The following is a 2,827-nucleotide window of genomic DNA, read 5'->3' on the forward strand; positions in this document are numbered from 1 at the left end:
AAAGGGCGCACGGCGAATGCCTTGGCACTAGGAGCCGATGAAGGACGGGACTAACACCGATATGCTTCGGGGAGCTGTAAGCAAGCGTAGATCCGAAGATTTCCGAATGGGGGAACCCCCTACCTTTAATGGGGTAGGATCCAATTCTGAATTCATAGGAATTGGAAGGCAGACCCGGGGAACTGAAACATCTCAGTACCCGGAGGAAGAGAAAGAAAAATCGATTCCCCGAGTAGCGGCGAGCGAAACGGGAAAAGCCCAAACCAAGAGGCTTGCCTCTTGGGGTTGTAGGACACTCAGTATAGAGTTACAAAGGAACGGGGTAGACGAAGCGGTCTGGAAAGACCAGCCAGAGAAGGTAACAGCCCTGTAATCGAAACTTCGTTCCCTCTTGAGTGGATCCTGAGTACGGCGGGACACGTGGAATCCCGTCGGAAGCTGGGAGGACCATCTCCCAAGGCTAAATACTCCCTAGTGACCGATAGTGAACCAGTACCGTGAGGGAAAGGTGAAAAGCACCCCGGAAGGGGAGTGAAATAGATCCTGAAACCGTGTGCCTACAAGTAGTCAAAGCACCATGCGATTTTCCTTTGGAAAAACGCCGTGTGATGGCGTGCCTTTTGTAGAATGAACCGGCGAGTTGCGATTTCATGCAAGGTTAAGTGGAAGACACGGAGCCGCAGCGAAAGCGAGTCTGAATAGGGCGCATGCGATATTTCCCTTCGGGAAAATCGTTAGTATGAGGTCGCAGACCCGAAACCAGGTGATCTACCCATGTCCAGGGTGAAGGTAAGGTAACACTTACTGGAGGCCCGAACCCACGTACGTTGAAAAGTGCGGGGATGAGGTGTGGGTAGCGGTGAAATTCCAATCGAACCTGGAGATAGCTGGTTCTCTCCGAAATAGCTTTAGGGCTAGCCTTGAAGTAGAGTCTTGGAGGTAGAGCACTGTTTGGACGAGGGGCCCTCACCGGGTTACCGAATTCAGACAAACTCCGAATGCCAAAGACTTGTTCTTCAGGAGTCAGACTGCGAGTGATAAGATCCGTAGTCGAGAGGGAAACAGCCCAGACCGCCAGTTAAGGTCCCCAAGTATCCGTTAAGTGGAAAAGGATGTGGAGTTGCTTAGACAACCAGGATGTTGGCTTAGAAGCAGCCACCATTGAAAGAGTGCGTAATAGCTCACTGGTCGAGTGACTCTGCGCCGAAAATGTACCGGGGCTAAACGGATCACCGAAACTGCGGATTGACATATGGATGCATATTTTCCTTTGGAAAAATGCCGTGTCAGTGGTAGGAGAGCGTTCCAAGGGCTGCGAAGCTAGACCGTAAGGACTGGTGGAGCGCTTGGAAGTGAGAATGCCGGTATGAGTAGCGAAAGAAGGGTGAGAATCCCTTCCACCGAATGCCTAAGGTTTCCTGAGGAAGGCTCGTCCGCTCAGGGTTAGTCGGGACCTAAGCCGAGGCTGAAAAGCGTAGGCGATGGATAACAGGTCGATATTCCTGTACCACCTCCCCGCCGTTTGAGTAATGGGGGGACGCAGGAGGATAGGGTAAGCACAGCGCTGGAATGCTGTGTCCAAGCCGTTAGGCTGAAGAGGAGGCAAATCCTTCTCTTTAAAGCAGAGCGGTGATGGCGAGGGAAATAGAGTACTGAAGTTCCTGATTCCACACTGCCAAGAAAAGCCTCTAGCGAGGCGGGAGGTGCCCGTACCGCAAACCGACACAGGTAGGCGAGGAGAGAATCCTAAGGTGATCGAGAGAACTCTCGTTAAGGAACTCGGCAAAATGACCCCGTAACTTCGGGAGAAGGGGTGCTCTTTCGGGTGAAAGCCCAAGAGAGCCGCAGTGAATAGGCCCAGGCGACTGTTTAGCAAAAACACAGGTCTCTGCAAAGCCGCAAGGCGAAGTATAGGGGCTGACGCCTGCCCGGTGCTGGAAGGTTAAGAGGAGCGCTTAAGGCTTTGCCTGAAGGTGCGAATTGAAGCCCCAGTAAACGGCGGCCGTAACTATAACGGTCCTAAGGTAGCGAAATTCCTTGTCGGGTAAGTTCCGACCCGCACGAAAGGCGCAACGATCTGGGCACTGTCTCAACGAGAGACTCGGTGAAATTATAGTACCTGTGAAGATGCAGGTTACCCGCGACAGGACGGAAAGACCCCGTGGAGCTTTACTGCAGCCTGATATGGAATGTCGGTGCAGCTTGTACAGGATAGGTAGGAGCTTAGGATGCAGGAGCGCCAGCTTCTGTGGAGGCATCGGTGGGATACTACCCTTGCTGTACTGACATTCTAACCCACACCCGTGATCCGGGTGGGAGACAGTGTCTGGCAGGCAGTTTGACTGGGGCGGTCGCCTCCTAAAAGGTAACGGAGGCGCCCAAAGGTTCCCTCAGAATGGTTGGAAATCATTCGCAGAGTGTAAAGGCACAAGGGAGCTTGACTGCGAGACTTACAAGTCGAGCAGGGACGAAAGTCGGGCTTAGTGATCCGGTGGTTCCGCATGGAAGGGCCATCGCTCAACGGATAAAAGCTACCCCGGGGATAACAGGCTTATCTCCCCCAAGAGTTCACATCGACGGGGAGGTTTGGCACCTCGATGTCGGCTCATCGCATCCTGGGGCTGTAGTCGGTCCCAAGGGTTGGGCTGTTCGCCCATTAAAGCGGTACGCGAGCTGGGTTCAGAACGTCGTGAGACAGTTCGGTCCCTATCCGTCGCGGGCGCAGGAAATTTGAGAGGAGCTGTCCTTAGTACGAGAGGACCGGGATGGACGCACCGCTGGTGTACCAGTTGTCTCGCCAGAGGCATAGCTGGGTAGCTATGTGCGG

The 2,827-nt window shown here is 53.7% G+C and carries 1 rRNA gene; it reads left to right on the forward strand.

The features are described from left to right. Position 1 precedes the first annotated feature (1 nt). Positions 2-2,827 (forward strand): 23S ribosomal RNA (locus tag MUB24_RS22640); the annotation flags it as partial.

The organism is Lederbergia sp. NSJ-179, assembly GCF_022867885.1.
Taxonomy (GTDB): domain Bacteria; phylum Bacillota; class Bacilli; order Bacillales; family Bacillaceae_C; genus Lederbergia.